Annotated in this window: 8 protein-coding genes; 5 read left to right on the top strand and 3 right to left on the bottom strand. The window is 51.6% G+C overall.

What is annotated here, in order from left to right; all coding sequences use genetic code 11:
- On the bottom strand, positions 1–10,771 hold a 10,771-nt coding region (locus IX84_RS11220), incomplete at its 3' end, for an SdrD B-like domain-containing protein (RefSeq protein WP_160213735.1).
- 1,005 nt (positions 10,772–11,776) lie between these two features.
- Between IX84_RS11220 and xerD the strand changes: the two genes are divergently transcribed.
- The 5 genes from xerD to ppgK all read left to right on the top strand — a co-directional run bounded on the left by xerD (position 11,777) and on the right by ppgK (position 15,599).
- Complete coding sequence (xerD, locus tag IX84_RS11215; RefSeq protein ID WP_052515952.1) at positions 11,777–12,703, top strand: site-specific tyrosine recombinase XerD; 927 nt, start codon at positions 11,777–11,779, stop codon at positions 12,701–12,703.
- Between the two features lie 91 nt (positions 12,704–12,794).
- On the top strand, positions 12,795–13,166 hold the full coding sequence (locus IX84_RS11210; RefSeq protein ID WP_044220253.1) for a hypothetical protein: 372 nt from the start codon (positions 12,795–12,797) through the stop codon (positions 13,164–13,166).
- 10 nt (positions 13,167–13,176) lie between these two features.
- Positions 13,177–13,839 carry a peptidylprolyl isomerase gene (locus IX84_RS11205; RefSeq protein WP_044220251.1) on the top strand — a complete coding sequence of 221 codons (663 nt, stop codon included), beginning with the start codon at positions 13,177–13,179 and terminating at the stop codon, positions 13,837–13,839.
- Positions 13,839–14,726: a peptidylprolyl isomerase gene (locus tag IX84_RS11200; RefSeq protein ID WP_044220248.1), complete on the top strand. Its 888-nt coding sequence runs from the start codon at positions 13,839–13,841 to the stop codon at positions 14,724–14,726. The genes IX84_RS11205 and IX84_RS11200 overlap by 1 nt, the downstream gene beginning before the upstream one ends.
- Before the next feature lie 117 nt (positions 14,727–14,843).
- Entirely contained in the window at positions 14,844–15,599 is a 756-nt protein-coding gene (gene ppgK, locus IX84_RS11195) for a polyphosphate--glucose phosphotransferase (RefSeq protein ID WP_044220245.1), read from the top strand.
- A 17-nt stretch (positions 15,600–15,616) separates the two neighbouring features.
- Here the strand turns inward: ppgK and IX84_RS11190 are convergent, their stop codons facing one another.
- Together IX84_RS11190 and tnpC are read right to left on the bottom strand one after the other, a co-directional pair.
- The gene (locus IX84_RS11190; RefSeq protein WP_394333431.1) at positions 15,617–16,096 is read right to left on the bottom strand and encodes a tetratricopeptide repeat protein; all 480 of its coding nucleotides are present in this window, start codon (positions 16,094–16,096) and stop codon (positions 15,617–15,619) included.
- Positions 16,097–16,123: 27 nt separating this feature from the next.
- Entirely contained in the window at positions 16,124–17,545 is a 1,422-nt protein-coding gene (tnpC, locus tag IX84_RS11185; protein ID WP_052515688.1) for an IS66 family transposase, read from the bottom strand.
- Between the last annotated feature and the right edge of the window lie 20 nt (positions 17,546–17,565).

Below are 17,565 nucleotides of genomic sequence, written 5' to 3'. Positions count from 1 at the left end.
TCGAGTCGGTGTCGTCTTCGGTCGCTTCGCTCACTTCGGCTACGTTGAAGTAGTCGCCTGTGGCGTTGACGGAAGCCGTGATCTCAAGGCTTACGGACGCGCCCATGGCAAGATCGCCGATTGTCCAGATGCCCGTAGCGTCATCGTATGCGCCGTTGCTGCTCACAAAGGTGTAGCCGCTCGGCAGGTTGTCCCGCACTGCTACGCCCGTGGCGTCGCTCGGGCCCTGGTTCTCTACCGTGACTGTGAAGGTCACTTCTTCGCCGACGTTCGGCGTGGCGTTGTCTACGACTTTCGTCAGCTCAAGGTCGATGATCGGGTTTGGATCCGTCTCCGCGCTGTCCTCGTCGTCCTCTGACTGGTCGCCGTCGTCGTTGTCTGGTGTGGAGTCGGTGTCGTCTTCGTTCGCTTCGCTCACTTCGGCTACGTTGAAGTAGTCGCCCGTGGCGTTCACTGAAGCCGTGATCTCAAGGCTTACGGACGCGCCGTTGGCCAGGTCGCCGATTGTCCAGATGCCCGTTGCGTCGTTGTACGCGCCGTTGCTGCTCACGAAGGTGTAGCCGCTCGGCAGGTTGTCCCGCACCGCTACGCCCGTGGCGTCGCTTGGGCCCTGGTTCTCTACCGTGACCGTGAAGGTCACTTCTTCGCCGACGTTCGGCGTGGCGTTGTCCACTACTTTCGTCAGCTCAAGGTCGATGATTGGGTTCGGAGTCGTCTCCGCGCTGTCCTCGTCGTCCTCCGACTGGTCGCCGTCGTCGTTGTCTGGCGTGGAGTCGGTGTCGTCTTCGTTCGCTTCGCTCACTTCGGCTACGTTGAAGTAGTCGCCTGTGGCGTTAACGCTCGCTGTAATCTCTAAGCTTACGGACGCGCCGTTGGCCAGATCGCCGATTGTCCAGATACCCGTGGCGTCATCGTACGCGCCGTTGCTGCTCACGAACGTGTAGCCGCTTGGAAGGTTGTCCCGAACCGCTACGCCGGTGGCATCGCTTGGGCCCTGGTTCTCTACTGTGACCGTGAAGGTCACTTCCTCACCGACGTTCGGCGTGGCGTTGTCTACTACTTTGGTCAGCTCAAGGTCGATGATTGGGTTCGGAGTCGTCTCCGCGCTGTCCTCGTCGTCCTCCGACTGGTCGCCGTCGTCGTTGTCTGGTGTAGAGTCTATATCGTCTTCGTTCGCTTCGCTCACTTCGGCTACGTTGAAGTAGTCGCCTGTGGCGTTCACTGAAGCCGTGATCTCTAAGCTTACGGACGCGCCGTTGGCCAGACCACCGATTGTCCAGATGCCGGTGGCGTCGTTGTACGCGCCGTTGCTGCTCACGAAGGTGTAGCCGCTTGGAAGGTTGTCCCGCACCGCTACGCCGGTGGCGTCGCTTGGGCCCTGGTTCTCTACCGTGACCGTGAAGGTGACTTCCTCACCGACGTTCGGCGTAGCGTTGTCCACTACTTTGGTCAGCTCAAGGTCGATCAACTGCAGGTCTCCGCAATCCTCATCCGTATCCTCAGGCGTTCCATCGTTATTCAGGTCGATTTCGGCTTCATTGAATAAGCCTTCTCCAGATTGTGGTGTACCCGTGGTGGCTCCACATGCCGTATAAATATCATCCCCCTGCCCATCGCTTACGTTGTAGGCTATATTGACAGTGAGCGTATACAGATGTGTGGTATTGGCAGCAATACTTTGATCATCTGCAAGTGTCCATGGACCATTACCGGTCAGCGTACCAGAGGTATTGCCGGCTGCATTGCTGGTGTATGCAGCTCCGGTGATTGTGATGTCATCGTCAAAACCGGGCGTATCCAACAAGTCGTATGCACCTGCTGCTCCTCCGCTATTAGCCACCGATACTTCATAAGTCACAGTATAAACGCCGTTGCTTTGCTGAACTGCACTGATAAAGTTTTTCTCCAGTTCAATAGCTGGCAAATCGCCGCATGCCTGATCTGTAAATTCTGGTGTCCCGTCATTATTTAAGTCAAGTCCGGCAAGGTTAAACAAGCCTTCACCTGCCTGTGGCGTACCAGTTGCACTGCCACAACCTGTGTAAGTATTGTTGCCTACCTGATCGGTCATGCTGATACCCACATTAACCAGGATATTGTACACATGAGATACGCCATTACCAATGATCTGATCCTCTGCAAGGCTGTACACACTGCCACTCAACGTACCACCTGTATTGCCAGGAGCATCACTGGTGAAGCTTGCACTATTGATTGTAATGTCATCATCAAAGCCCGGTGTATCTTCCAGGTCATAAGTTGTGATACCACCCGTGTTTTCAACGGTCACCTGATAGGTAACATCAAAGCTGCCATCCGGCTGCTGCACCGCACTAACAAACGATTTGTCAAGTGTGATGACCGGTGGTGCCACAAAACCAGCATCATTTGAATTATCCGTTTCTCCTGTCTCAAGTGAGATGATACCGGTCATACCTGCGACAGCATCACTGTCTACTTCATCATTAACGCCCTCATTGTCAGGGCTGGCAGTAAAGCCGGTTGGTGTGGTAAACATCACCTTATAGTCACCCGGGGTCAGCTCAGTAAAGCTGTAAAAGCCATTAAAGTCAGTAGATGTTGTTTCCAGCACGTTGTCATCAGCATCCAGGAGTTTGACTTCCGCCCCTTCGATACCGGGTTCATTGCTATCCTGAATACCATCGGCGTCGAGGTCACTCCATACGTAGTCCCCAATGCTTGCGCAGAGGTCCTGATTTACGGTAATGGTCACTTCGTCCGTTTCATCGATAGTCATACCGGTATTGACGCCGTTGAAGATGACGTCTGCCATATCCGAAGCGATATTGGTAGTCGTTTCATTATACACAACGGTATAGACCCAAACGAACTCTTCGTCGTTTACGCCATCACCATCCTCATCCATGAAATCCACGCATCCATCGCCGTCAGCATCAGTCCCAATAAAGAAGGCATCGCCAGGCATTAGGTCGTCAGGCAGGTTGGAGTCGTCCACACTTACATTGCAAAGTTCAATACCCGGTGCACCACCAATCAAACGAGTAGTGAGGGTAAAGGTGACTTCCTCGCCGGCACAAATTTCTGTCTTGTCGGCAGTTTTCTCGATATTGATATCGAGGCCGATGTAGTGAGATGGATCTTCATCGGTCACTGTTGTAAGCACAGGGTTTCCATCTGCACCGACCGGTTGTCCTGTTACGGTGGCGAGGTTCATGTATTGCCACAGACCAGCTTCTGCTGAAATCATAAAGGTTTCAGACTCACCAGGCGCAAGGCTGGCAATTGTGCCTACCATGCCTTCCTGATCATCTACGACCTCCAGGTCGACCAGAGTTGTGTTACCTGTATTAGTCACTACGTAAGTCCAGGTTACGGTCGCCTCTCCGGTAGGCTGACGGTTGTCATCCGTTGGGACGAAAACGATCACAGATTGCTCTGGCGTGTCCGCGTCCTGTCCGTTAGTTGCTTTCTCAATATCTACAGATGCCTGCAGCGGGAAGTAGCCTGCATCAATATCGGGCTCATTTTCACCGCTAGTCAGAGTTACGACGTCAGAATTGCCCGTGCTAAAGTTAGCGTCGCTATCATTGCTGCCTTCATCGTCGGCTTCGCCGTTCACATTCTCACCCGTCAGCTCCTGTGTGGCATTAGGGTTATTGAAATTAACGATATAGTCACCGGGGATCAGGTTAGTAAAGCTGTAAAGCCCGTCTGTCCCTGTAGTGATAGCGGACACGGCGTTGCCATCGGCATCCGTTACCGGGTTGCCGGCTGCATCTGTCAGGGAGACCGTTACGCCGGAAACACCAGGCTCTCCACTGTCCTGCAGACCATTGCCATTTTCATCCAGGAATACAAAGTCTCCAATGGAAGCCGGGGCGTAGAAGCCTGCATCAATCGTGGTGATATTGTCTCCGTTATTGACGGTCACGATCTGGCTGATCCCCCCTACAGCATCGCTGTCCATGGCATCATCTCCAACATTATCTAATGTAGGATTAAAGCCAGTTGGCGTACCAAACTGTACCTGATAATCACCAGGGATCAGCCCTGTGAACTGGTAGAAGCCGTTCATATCAGTAGCTGTAGTTCCGACTTCAACTCCATTCTCATCTTGTAAGCTAACCGGCACGCCTTCGATACCCGGCTCTCCGCTGTCTTGTACACCATCGCGGTCGAGGTCTTCCCAGACAAAGTCTCCAATGCTTGCACACTGATTTGGGTCAATGGTAACCGTTACCATATCCACATCGATACAACCATTCGCATCCGTTACGGTCACGAAGTAATCTGTCGTTTCAGTTGGCGTAACGGTGATACCTGCGGTTGTAGCATTGGTGCTCCAGGTATAAGTATAGGGTGCGGTGCCGTTCATGCCGGAAGCCATAAGGCTTACGGACTGCCCCAGGCATACAGTTACGTCATCACCGGCATCAGCTACGGGTAGCGGATTGACGGTGACCATTACTTCGTCTATATCTTCACAGCCGTTGTTATCGGTCACGGTAACCTGGTAGGTTGTGGTAACCGTTGGATTAACTGTAATTTCGGCTGTTGTTTCGTTCGTGCTCCAAAGGTAAGTGTACGGAGCAGTGCCATTGGTGACTGATGCAATCAGCTCTTGACTTTCACCCAGGCAGATTGCCGTATCCTCTCCGGCATCAGCTACCGGAGTTTCAAAGATAGTTACGGTACCCGTAGCCACGGCTTCGCAACCATTGCCATCAGTAACCGTCACGGTGTAGGTAGCGGTAGTCCCTGTAGATACCGTTATGCTTGCTGTTGTTTCCGAGGTTTCCCACTCAAAAGTAAACGGAGTAGTACCGCCTGAAACGCTTGCCGTGAGGCTAACCTCCTCATCCGGGCATGCAGATGGGCTGTTCACCATGACCTGTGGGCCTCCGATATTCTGTACAGCAGTGCTTGAGGTGGTCTGACAACCATTCGCATCCGTTACTGTAACAAAGTAATCGCCTGCCAGCAGGTCTGTGACCATAGCCTTGGTTCCCCCATTGCTCCAATTGTAGGTGTATGGTTCTGTACCACCAGCTGCATCGACGGATACCGACCCATTAGCATCTCCACAAGTGGAAGCTACGCTGCCTGTAATTGCGGTTAAGTTATCCGGCTGATCGATGACTACCGTTTCCTCTGCGGCACATCCATTAGCATCGGTTACGGTTACTTCGTAATTACCGGCCAGGAGCCCGTTAATATCCTCGGTAATTGCACCGTTACTCCAAATGTAGGTATAAGGCGCTGTACCGCCGGTTACTTCCAGGTTAGCCGAGCCGGTAGCATTGCCGAAGCAGTCTACGTCCTCACCCATAATCGTCAGGGCGAGTACCGCCGGTTCTTCAATCAGAATCTGATCAAACGCCTGGCATCCGTTCGCATCCGTTACAGTTACACTGTAGGTATCCGCAACGAGATCCGTAATATCTTGTGTAGTAGCGTTGTTGCTCCATGCGTAAGTGTATGGAGTAGTACCGCCGGTCACCGTCAGATCAGCAGCACCTGTTGCATTGCCGAAACAATCCACGTCCTGACCTGCAATAGAAAGCTCCAATTGCTCCGGCTGAGTAACTGTGGTTTGTATGGTGGCTTCGCAGCCGTTATTGTCCGTAACGGTCACGCTGTAGTTGCCGGCCGCTACGTTGTTCAGGTCTTCTGTCGTTGCATTGTTACTCCACATAAAGGTGAATGGAGCGGTACCGCCGTTTACAGTCAAATCAACGCTGCCCGTTGGCTTTTCAAAACAGTCAGGGCTCGTTGGGACGATGACAAGCTCGGGAGCACTTTCGTCTACGATTGTAGTGCTAGCTATAGCCGTACAGTTGTTCGCGTCTGTCACCGTCACGGTGTAGGTGCCCGCCATCAGGCCGCTTACCATCGCTGTCTGATCGCCTGTGCTCCATACGTAGGTGTAAGGCATCGTGCCGCCTGTCGCTGTCGCTGTAACGCTGCCGTTCGCTGCACCGCAGGTAGAGGATACGCTTGTCGCGCCGGCCTCAAGCTCCGTGGGCTCGTTGATCGTGATGCTCTCTATCGCTTCGCAACCGTTCGCGTCCGTCACCGTCACTTCGTAAGTGCCTGCTGTCAGGTTGTCTATATTTTGAGCCGTGGCGTTGTTGCTCCATGCATAAGTGTATGGCGCAGTGCCGCCGCTGACGCTCAGATCGGCTGAGCCGGTGGCGTTGCCGAAGCAGTCCACGTCTTCGCCGGAGATGCTCAGGCTCAATGCAGACGGCTCGTTGATGGTTACGCTCTTTGTGGCTTCGCAGTTGTTCGCGTCCGTCACCGTCACTTCGTAAGTACCTGCTGCCAGGTTGTCTATATTTTGAGTCGTGGCGTTGTTGCTCCATGCATAAGTGTATGGCGCAGTGCCGCCGCTGACGCTCAGATCGGCTGAGCCGGTGGCGTTGCCGAAGCAGTCCACGTCTTCACCGGAGATGCTCAGGCTCAATGCAGGCGGCTCGCTGACCATCGTGCTTGCGGTAGCTTCGCAGCCGTTGTTGTCCGTCACGGTCACGCTGTAGGTGCCCGCCGCTACGTTGTCCAGGTCTTCTGTCGTTGCGCCGTTGCTCCACTCATAGCTGAATGGGGCCGTGCCGCCGTTCACCGTCAGGCTTACGCCCCCTGTGGAGGCGCCGAAGCAGTCTACGTCAGTCGCGCTGATCGCAAGGGTGGGACCGCCCTGATCGGAAATCGTTGTGCTTGCAGTGGCCTGGCAGCCGTTCGCATCCGTTACCGTAACCGTGTAGGTGCCGACCGACAGATTATTGATAACAGCCGTTGTTGCACCAGTGCTCCAGTCATAAGTGAAAGGCGCGTTACCGCTGGCTACAACTTCTGCACTACCGTTGGATTCACCGCATGTTGCATCTGTTCCATTTGCAGTAACTGATGGCGGATCATTGACGGTCACAGTTGCTGTTGCTACATCTGTACAGCCATTCGCATCGGTAACAGTCAGGCTATAAGTGGCGGTCTGAGTTGGGGACACTGTAATCTGCGCACTTGTTGATCCGGTGCTCCATTGATAAGTATAGCCCGGTGTACCTGCGGTAGCATTAGCAAAGAGTTCTACAGATTCGCCAACACATATTTCAAGACAGCCGCTTGCCAGTTCTTCTGGCAGCGTAGCACCGGAAAGATTGATATTAAAGTCACCCATGGCACCTCCTATAAGAGCCGGGCCATTTGCAGGTTGGCTATTGATGTTTAGGTTTAGCCAGCCGGAAGCGCCAAACTTACCGGCGTCATTCAGGTTAGCGCCTGTACCGACCTGGAAAGAAGGACCAGCACGATCGAAGGACACCTGTGCGCCTGCCAAGTCGCCGGCACCAGCCATATTCCCTTTGGTGATCGTGTAGTAGTACCAGTCGCTGTTGTCCAAATTGCCTACGCACTGTGTGCTCTCTTTCGGACTTCCCGATGGAGTAGCGTAAGTGCGGCCCGCGAATACTACGTTGATATGAAAAATCAGGTTGGCATTCGATTTATTTACGGCTGTGGCGTTCATCACAGCGGTACCGTTCGAATATTCCTTGAAGTCGGTATCTGAAATAGTCCAGTGTTTTTCACTGGTCCAGTTGTTGAGCATATTTCCTGTATAGAATCCGTAAACCAGTGTACCGCAGGTCTTGCTGCTGTTGGACGCAGTGCGGTGGACAACGGGGTCGTCGACACACTCTATATTCGCCAATGGGCCGGTGGCTGTACCAACTTCTGCCTGTCCTGTTGCGGTACACCCATTCGCATCGGTGACGGTCACAGTGTATATCCCTGCCGACAATCCGGTAAGGTTACTGGTGGTCGCACCGTTGTTCCAAGAATAGGAATAAGGCGCAGTGCCACCAAAAGGATCAGCAGCCACTGTGCCATTATTAATGGTGCAGCCTGCATCAGTACTAAAAACGCCAACTTCCAGCAAATCACTTTCCGAAACAGCAAAAGAGGCTGCGTCAGAGCAATCACTATTGTTGGTCACTGTTACACTGTAATTTCCAGCTCCAACATTAATGGAAGCAGTTGTCTCACCTGTATTCCAAATGAAGGCAGTCCCTCCACTTGCGGTGAGTGTGGTTGTTCCCCCGGAGCAAACAACATCGCTACCAGTAATTTCAGCTTCCAATCCGCTAAGGATGGTCACCTGATAGTCTTCCACTTCCCCATCATCAGAGGTGTTGCCGGAATTGCAAAAATCACCGGTCGGCCCTTCGTTGGGATCGCTGGTGATGATGAAGCGGGCGAAAGTTGTACCGCAGACTGCATCGGCTGGTACCATAAAGGTGAAAGATTCAGCCCCTGTGGAAGTATTATTAAATGCGCCTTGCTCGAAATCGTCGATCACCTTTTCGTTGGCATCGAAAGTTCCGTTTTGGTTGAAGTCGATCCAGGCAGAGATGTAGGAATCATTGTCATTAGTCGACCATGTGACGGTAACTGATTCAGAAGCGCCCGCTGTCAATCCGGAAGGATTGGCGAAAGTCACGCCGTCATCATCATTATTGCCATCGTTATCATCGCCATCAGCGTTAGCGCTACTCTGGAAATTGTCGTCGCTGTCTACCGTTGCGCCCAGGCGGGTCGGGTTAGCATCGTCGATGTAGTAGCAGATGCTGCCGTATGAATCTGGTGCATCCCCATAGTCTGAGCTCAAAGGCTCCGGGCAATCCACATCCACATAAGTCAGGCCGGCAATAACCCATGACTGCCCGCAACCGCTGCCATTCGGATTTTGGCTACTGCGGGTGTCCACGTCAATGGTTACCGATGAGACAGAACCTGGTACGTTTTGCAGGTTGATTACAGGCGCAGCCTGACAACAATCACCATCCGGGCCGAAGATCGTTGTGGACCCGGTAACACCACCTGCATTGGCACGTATGGTCATGAATCGTCCATCATCAGTAAGCTCTGAGATAGGTAGTAATATGGAAAGGTCGCGTTCCTGATCATCGGTTGGTATAGCAATGCTAAAAGTCTGCAGGTCGCAAAATCCGCTCAGCTCCGTGAACTCACCGGACGAAGCACGCTTAATGGTTGTATTTCTGAAAGCGTAGGCAGTGAGTGACTGCAGGCCGTTTTGGCTACCACAACCGCTCGTTTCAGTATTATGGCTCACACTACCAACTGGCGCAGCGATCAGCCCCCGGTAGACATAAACGCTGGAACTTGTGCCACTGATATCAACCTCAGGCAATATATAATTGGTCCCGCCTGCTGTGACGACGACCTCACTACCCGGGTATTGGTTTTTATATACCACTTCGACCACCGTTTGAAAGACGCCTGCGGTGTTGTTGATAATCACTTCCGCATCTGGATTATCAGAACAATTGGCGCCACTACCGTAGAAATCGATGGTTACATTATCATCACAATCATAGGCCCAGGTATCAGGCGCCGGAGTAGTTGGTACCGGAGGAGTGCCACCTGGGAAAATGGAAAAGGAAATAGTTTCCTCTGCACATAGCACACCCACTGCATTTGGCAGGGAATATACCTTTACGTTTACCGTATAATTCCCCGCTATCGGATTCCATAGACTGGACCCTCCCGGAGCATTATAAGGTGCTGAGTTCTCGACATTCGTGCTATTGTCATCACCGGTAATCGTGAACCTAACACTGCCTACAAAACCGCTTACGTCAGCTTCAAGGCGGAAGTTCGCAGGCAGTGTGTTGAGATCGAGCATTGCACCATTTGTGATCTCTAAGACATTATTATCGCCATTATAATCGTTGACAAACAAGCCGTCGACCGACGCTACACAAGCACAGCTATTCACAATGAATGGTTGAATATTGCTGCTTTGAGGCATGTAAACTTCCATTTGGCTGTCAATGCCTCCCTGTACGGTATTCACCGCTCCTTCTGCAGCCTGGCAGAGGGCATTACAATTGCTGTAGCCGCTAGAGAAGTGCCAGATGGCCTGGTTGATATCCGATTTGGAATAGCCCTGGGCGGGGCCGTTACACATTATCCAATTAATGCGCTCTGCTTCCAGTTCAGAAATTCCAAGGTTACTGACCAGTCCGGTTTCTTTGGTAAACACAACGTCTCCGTAGTCGTACCCGTTATTTGGAGTCGGCTCCGTAAGCTGATGGTCACCACAGTACACCCCTTCTTCCTGTTCAATCTGGCAGTTACTGTTGACGTAACCTATGCAGCCCAGGTAATCATCGTCGAGGTAGATAAAAGTCTGAGGTGCGATGTTATTGCCATTAATGTAAATAGTTTGCCCTTCACAGTTCTGATGTGGAAATACGCCCCCGCCACAGGTTGTATTCCTGGTGTTGGCAGGCAGGCAGGCAGGCTTTATCAGAAATGGTTCATCGAAAAAAGCCGAAGCACAACCGTCTTGTTCCCGGACAATCTGAATGCCTGTAAAACCAGCAGGCACCAGGTTGGAGATTTTGACCATCCCATTGGGAGCCGAAAGGCTGCTATACTGTACCTGTTTTTTCTCCTGAGTCAGGATAACGGTATAGGTTGCGTCCTGCTCCTCATCCTGAACCTGTATGCTGATTTTGCCATCCTGGTTTCCGCATGCCGTTTCCTGTGCGGTAGAGACAGCCACAACAACCGGCTGCTCACAGTCAGTGGAAGGCGGAACGAGTGCAGAGCCCATCGCAGTCCCCTGCCCCGTAGCAACCTGAATTGAAGAAAAAAGCAGCAAAACATGCAGCCCAAGTACTGTTAGTGGATTTCCGGACACAGGCGACTGAGTGCCATATTCCGTTCTCTTAAGTGTGCAAAGTGGTTTGTTAATGGATAACATGGTGCAATTAATTAATGTGATTGACCGATAATGACTTACTACCGTTCCTTTATCAAACAAGGTGTTCTGATTAATTTGCACTGTGTGAAATTGGTACATAGACCGACCCTTTCCAGATGCTTGGTTGCAAGCAATGGAGTGCAAGCCCTGCCGCTGCCAAAAGGCTTTGACAAAACACACAATGCCGACAGGTGAGCTAAGCTCACCCCGGGGAATCATTATGAAGCATTTAACTGGAAAGAAAAGAGGTAATTTGAAAGTATTCGTCAAATCAGGAAGAAAGCCTGGCTTCATCAGTCTTGGAAACCTTAAAGCCTGATTTCTGATGCACCTGAATGACTTATACCTACCTCTTGGTGGTTTAAGTGTTGTGTTTGTGTTAGTGTACCGTTAAATGCTTTTAACAATATTCCTCTTCTGAGGGGAATCCTGAGCAATATTGAGTCCTTGTATCCTGGACGGGATAAAAGAGACGGACTGTCAAGCTCAATAAAGACTCAAGGTCCCGCAAAAGGGAAACCATACTTTTAAAGGGGAATCATTAGGATTGGTAAGGAGGAACATTCTCTGTTCGATACAAATGTAAGACAGTTTTTGATGACCACAAAAATAAAAATGAATAATATAATACATTTGTGACATTCCAATCAACTTATTATTTGATTTAAAATATACACAAACACTTTAAATCCAATTGATTAAATCAAAATACTCTTTTACACAAGTAACAAAAATACGGTTGACTTTTATCAACTTTACGGGAAAGGCGGCAAGGTCTGTGGTAACTGCAAAAAGGGTAGGCACTAAAAAAGCGAAGGCCGAAATCATCTAGATTTCGACCCTCCAACATTAAACAAATATGCACATTCTTGGATATCTTCGATGCCTTAGAAAAGGCGCTGTTGTCATTTTTAGTGGTTACAAATTTACACATTTAATTTAAAAAATCCATATTTAAGGCCATCATTTAATAATTTTAGGGCTCACCAAGCAAAACTTGTGGCATTGTCCGGTAACCTCGCTCAAAAATGGAAAAGCTTTCAAAAGGGGTTCGAAGCCTACTTGCTGCTCGAGTTATCCCTTTCGCAGCACACCGTATCAGCCTATCTGAGCGATCTAAGTAAGCTCGTCCGATTCCTGGAACTTCGTGAATACGACTGCGGGCCCGCTTCAGTGGAACAGCACCATCTTGAAGCCTTTTTGGTTTGGCTATCGGGGCTGGGCCTTGCAGAACGTTCTCAGGCACGCCTGTTGTCTGCCCTAAAGACCTTTTATAAGTATATGGTGCTGGAGGACCTCACCAGCGCCGACCCCACCCAGCATATTGACGGCCCAAAGCTCGGGCGAAAAATACCAACGGTACTCACTTACGAAGAGATCAACCTGTTGTTGGAGGCGATAGACCTCAGCCATCCACTGGGGCAGCGTAACCGGGCTATTCTGGAAACCCTTTACGCCTGTGGTTTGCGCGTAAGCGAGCTCACTGGCCTGCGCCGTTCCGACCTGTACCTTGATATTGGCTTTGTAAAGGTAGTGGGCAAGGGCAATAAGGAAAGAGTCGTTCCGATAGGCGAGGCCGCCACCAAATATATAAAGCTCTACCTGGAAGGAGGCCGGCGGGGGCAGATGAACATCAGGCGGGGGCAGGAAGACATCCTGTTTCTTAACCGCAGAGGAGCAGGGCTAAGCCGGGTGATGGTGTTCAATATTGTAAAAGCAGCTGCCCGGGATGCCGGCTTGCCGAAAAATATAAGCCCTCATACTTTCAGGCACTCCTTTGCGACCCACCTCATAGAAGGCGGTGCCGATCTTAAAGCAGTACAAGACATGCTTGGGCATGAATCTATCATCACTACAGAAATTTACACTCATATGGATACGGAATACCTGCGGGAGACCCTGCTCCAATACCACCCCCGTTATCGCCGGTAAGGCATCAAGCTTTGGCTAATTCAATTATTGCCGGTTTTCTGTAGCATAAAACCAAATCGTGTAAAGTATATTTACGCCTCAAAAAAGTGACATGAAGGAGTGGGAGCTGGATTATGAATGGCTACGCGTAAGGCACCTGGTCAAAGAAACCTTTGACAGAACGGACCTTCCGGACCTCAATGCCATACTATTCCTGATAGGCATACAAGAACTGGGGCGGTGGCAGGAAGCCTTCACTAAAGAGGAAAAACAAGACCTGATGCATATCGCGGTGTGCCGCCTGCTGAGTTACGGCGGGCATTATGCCTTTAAAGGCAGAGATGCTGATGGCTGGCCCCACTACGAGCTACGGCGCCCCGTGGAAGCCCAGGGGCTGGAAGCCCAGGAAAACCTACTCAAAGAATATGCCATTCAATACTTCCGGGAACTTGAACTGGAAAATGGCGGATTAGAAGACGAATAACACCAAACGTATGAAAAGTTATCTCCTTATTTTCTTAACTACGCTGGCCATATCAACTGGCCTTCTGCAATGTACACCGAAAGGTGATGGTTTCACCTATGCTGTCATAAGTACAGAATACGGTGACATGAAAGTCAGGCTGTACAATTCAACTCCACAGCACCGGGACAACTTCATCAAGCTGGCAAAGGAAGGCTTCTATGATGACCTGCTCTTCCACCGCGTTATTCAGGACTTTATGATTCAGGGCGGCGACCCGGACTCCAAAACCGCAGCCCCTGATCAGATGCTTGGACAGGGCGGCCCGGGCTACACGTTACCTGCTGAAATTGGCGCACTGCATTTTAAAGGCGCACTTGCTGCAGCCCGGCTCGGGGACAGACAGAATCCGGAACGCAAGTCCTCAGGCTCTCAGTTCTACATCGTAGACGGGAAACCTCTGACTGAAGAGAACATGGACAACCTGGAGCAAAATTTTGGCAAGAACTACACGCCGGAGCAACGGCAGCGCTATCTCGAAGTTGGCGGTTCTCCTGTACTTGACGGGGAGTATACGGTCTTCGGGGAAGTCGTGGAAGGGCTGGACGTAATTGATAAAATTGCTGCGGTACCGACTGGCCAGGCCAACCGCCCGGTCAGAGATGTCCGCATGACTGTAAAATTGGTTGATTGATGAAAAGGACACCTTTATTATATGTAATGCTAGCCATCATCCTGGGCAGTTGTGCGCGGCCGGTGGCCAATTTCAGCCTGCAGGGTGAAGAGAAAGTGCTCTCCCCCATCGTTTTTGACAATCAGTCAGAAAATGCTACGACCTATGAGTGGGATTTCGGAGACGGCAACACCTCCGAACTGGCAGAGCCCAGCCATACCTACCGGCAGTCTGGCAACTATACCATCTCCTTAAAAGCCATTAATGAAAAAGGCAAGGCGAGGGTGACCGAACAAGCAGTTTCTATTGCCCCACCGGAAATCTGCCTGGTCGAAATTGAAACCATACACGGCAGTATGCTCGTAGAACTATACGATGCGACCCCTCAGCATCAGGACAATTTCGTCAAACTGGTACAGGAGGGCTACTACGACGGGCTGCTGTTCCACCGGGTCATTGAGAACTTTATGATACAAGGAGGGGACCCTAATTCAAAGGATGCGCCCGCAGGGCAGGCATTGGGGTCCGGTGGCCCGGGGTATACCATTCCGGCAGAATTTGCAGACTCCCTGGTCCATATCAAGGGCGCTATAGCGGCAGCACGTACCGGTGATGCGGTGAACCCGCAAAAGCGGTCTTCGGGTTCTCAGTTTTATATTGTGCACGGGCGAAGCGTAACCGAACAAGACCTTGCCCAATTAGAAGCACAGAAAGGCTTTAGGTATACGACCCGCCAAAAGGAAGCTTACCTGGAGCACGGAGGCACGCCATTTCTCGACCGGGGCTATACGGTATTCGGGCAGGTGGTGAAGGGCTTTGAAGTCCTGGACAAACTGGCAGCAGTGCCGACAGACCCAAGAGATCGTCCAAAAGAGGACCTGAAAATGAAGATTCGGCTCATCCGATAGGCGGGCCGGTACAATACAACTGGCAAACCGGAACCAGATTAAGAGTTCCATGGCTCCGGTTTGCTTATTCGAACTTGAGGCCCCGGAAGGCTTTTATGCAGGAAAAATGAAAAACATATGTACACAGGCAATCTTATTTTGGGCGTAGACGTAGGCGGCTCCGGCATTAAAGGTGCTGTAGTAGACGTTAATACAGGTGCCCTCCAAACCGAGCGGCTCCGGCTGGAAACGCCGCAGCCGGCCACCCCCGAAGCGGTATCTGAGACGTTTGCGGAGCTGGTTCGCATGCACAACTACAAAGGCATCATTGGTTGCGGATTCCCTGCCATCATTAAACAAGGTGAAGCGCATTCTGCCGCTAATATCAGTAAGAAGTGGATTGGAACGAATGTGATTGAATCTTTTTCTCTTGCGTGCAACAACCCTGTTGAGGTGCTCAACGATGCAGATGCTGCAGGATTGGCGGAAATGCGCTTTGGCCTTGGCAAGGGGCAAAATGGCGTGGTTGTCTTAATTACGATAGGCTCCGGACTGGGCTCCGCGATGTTCATCAATGGCAAACTTGTCCCTAATACCGAATTCGGCCATATGCGGCTTCACGGCGATATAGCAGAGGCTTATGCTTCGAGCAAAGCCCGGAAGATCAATGACTTGAGCTGGACAGAGTGGGGGGAAAGATTCAATGAGTATCTACACTACCTCGCCCGGGTTGTCAACCCCGATCTGATCATTTTGGGCGGCGGTGCCAGCAAGAAGTTCAGTAAATACGAAGAAGTCATTGACGTGAAAGTGCCCGTTAAGCCAGCTGAACTACGTAACGCAGCGGGTACAGTTGGTGCAGCCGTTCACGCGTATCAGATTGCCCGGAGCTAATACTCAATGGATTAGCTCTAGAGGACAAAGTTTTTGATCATAGCCATGACCTCAGGATCCGCCTGCAGGTCTGGCATCAGCTCAAAAAGGGAAGGGTACATTCCAAAGTCTTCCTGAAGTGCTTCTCCCAGCCAGTAAAGTGCTGCATTCCGCTGACCGATCGCGAATAAGCAGGCAATCCGGCAATAGAGGATCTCTGTACCCGGCACGGCTTCCATTCCGGCTTCCAGTACATCCATAGCGGCTTCTGCCTGATCCTTTTCCATGAGGAAGGTGGCCAGTAATATCCAATACCTGGCTTCGAGTTCATTCAGCGCGATCGCTTCCTCGAGGTGCTCCACAGCCATCTCGGTATTGCCCATATTGAAATAGGCCTCGCCAAGAGCCGCGTAATATTCTTCCTGCTCCCCTTCCACTTCAATCGCCTTTTCAAAGTACTGAATGGCATTCATCCATTGCCCCTCAGCCGCGTAGCACTCCCCTATTGAGAAGAAGATCTCATCATTAAGCGGGTCCGTAACTATTTAGGTGTGGGTTCCTGCGGCAGCGTAGCTGCGAAGGAACGACTCGCCCCGCCAAGCGTTGAGCAACTCTTCATAGGCAGACAAGCCGTGCTTTTTTGCCGTGCTGCAAAAGCTTTTGATCCTTGCATAGTGCCGCGCACCCTGTAGGGTACGGAAGCAGCCACTGACTTTTAGCTTCGTTTTTAACGGGCGGATATCACGTTCGGCCAGGTTATTAGTGAAGGGCACTTCGTGCTCCCGCGTGAACCTCAGTACTTCTTCTTCGTATCGTTCCAGCCTTTCGAGCAGGTTCCTCCCTTTTGTTTTCTTCGCCCGGCCTTTTGGGCGGAGTTCGGGCGGCGGCTCTTCACGGCTGGCTTCTTTTAAGATTTGCCGGTAGCGGGACAGGACCGTTTTATATTTTTTAGCCGGCAGCACTGAGCTCCCGCCACTGCTAAATTCGTAAGCGTACATTAACAAACTGTGCATCTTGTCAGCCCACTGGCGCTCATGGTTTTCAGCTAGGCCTCTAAGCTCGCGCAGCAAGTGCGCCCCACAAAGCGCATGGCGGGCGTTTTCCAAGCCAAAATAGCTTGCCCAGCAGTCGTGCACCAGTGTGCCTGTATAGTTTTGAGCTATGCTTTCGTCGCTGTGCAGCGCCTGTGCGCCTCTTTTCTCATGCACAAACAGATAAGTAAACAGGCCACAGACAAAATTATGTGCCCAGTGCAGTTTGCCTGCCACCCGGGCACCGCTTTCGTCAGCATGCGCTACGGGGCTGGACAATGCCTGCTCTTTGATAACCGCCTCATCATCGGCCAGCTTCCCGTACATGCGCTGTACGGAAGTGGATACTGTATTCTCATTAAGCTCATACCCTGTCAGGCTGGCAAAGAGCTCCCCTATGCGCCCTACGGGCATGCTTTGCTCCACATTCAGCAGGCTGACTAAGGCATGTACCCTGTCGCCGTATTGTACGGGGGCTGGCACGCCGGACGGGAAGCTGCCTGTATGCTGCTCGCCACAGCAAGGGCAATGTTTGACCTCCAGGCGGTGCTCTTCTATTTGCAAAAGCTTCGGGGGGAGGTCAAAAACCTGGCGGCGCTCTAAGCTTATGCTTGGCACAGTGCTTTCCAGGTTCTGGCCGCAGCTGCATTTTTGCTCAGCTACCGGGTGGACAACAAGGCGGTCTGCTGCAGACGGGGCGACCATCTCAAGCGTCTTCCCCTTATGCCCAGACTGGCCTCCCTTCTTGCCGCCTTTCTTGCGCGGGAAAGCAGGGGCCTTCTTCAGCCCATCGCTGCTCGGAGGCCGCGACGAAGTCCGGCTGTTGGCTTTCAGCTGTGCTTCCAGCTCTGCAATACGAGCCAGCGCTGCTTCCAGCAGTGATTCCAGCTTTGCTATTTGCTCAGCTTGTTGCGCTATGATCTCGTCCTTGTTCACCTGTGCTAGTTCGCTATTTT

It is taken from the genome of Phaeodactylibacter xiamenensis, assembly GCF_000759025.1.
Classification (GTDB): Bacteria; Bacteroidota; Bacteroidia; order Chitinophagales; family Saprospiraceae; genus Phaeodactylibacter; species Phaeodactylibacter xiamenensis.
Note: the sequence above shows the minus strand (reverse complement) of the source record. Positions and strands in the feature narration are given on the sequence as shown.

Coding starts and splice junctions, on each gene's coding strand:
- ppgK (WP_044220245.1), top strand. CDS start 14,844: ATGTACACAGGCAATCTTATTTTGGGCGTAGACGTAGGCGGCTCCGGC.
- IX84_RS11205 (WP_044220251.1), top strand. CDS start 13,177: ATGAAAAGTTATCTCCTTATTTTCTTAACTACGCTGGCCATATCAACT.
- IX84_RS11210 (WP_044220253.1), top strand. CDS start 12,795: ATGAAGGAGTGGGAGCTGGATTATGAATGGCTACGCGTAAGGCACCTG.
- IX84_RS11200 (WP_044220248.1), top strand. CDS start 13,839: ATGAAAAGGACACCTTTATTATATGTAATGCTAGCCATCATCCTGGGC.